This is a genomic window from Neptuniibacter marinus (genome assembly GCF_001597725.1).
GTDB classification, from domain to species: domain Bacteria; phylum Pseudomonadota; class Gammaproteobacteria; order Pseudomonadales; family Balneatricaceae; genus Neptuniibacter; species Neptuniibacter marinus.
Genome location: NZ_LUTR01000103.1, coordinates 1 through 241, shown reverse-complemented (window position 1 = coordinate 241; position 241 = coordinate 1). Strand labels below are relative to the sequence as shown.

Below are 241 nucleotides of genomic sequence, written 5' to 3'. Positions count from 1 at the left end.
CAATCACTACGCCCATTAATCCTGAAACGAGAAAGGCGGCTGGAATCGCCACCCAAATTGAGTAGTCGATGTAATTTGGCATCAATAGCTGCACCACATACGTCGTGTACGCGCCTAGCATGATCATTTCGCCATGGGCCATATTGATGACGCCCATCACACCAAAGGTGATCACCAAACCAATCGAGGCCAGCAGCAATACCGAACCAAGGCTTAAACCAAAGAACAACAAATCCACCAG

Annotated in this window: 1 protein-coding gene; it reads right to left on the bottom strand. The window is 48.5% G+C overall.

The window, feature by feature from the left end:
- A partial coding sequence (locus A3774_RS16225) for an ABC transporter permease subunit (protein ID WP_407937496.1) occupies positions 1–241 on the bottom strand: 241 nt, incomplete at both ends.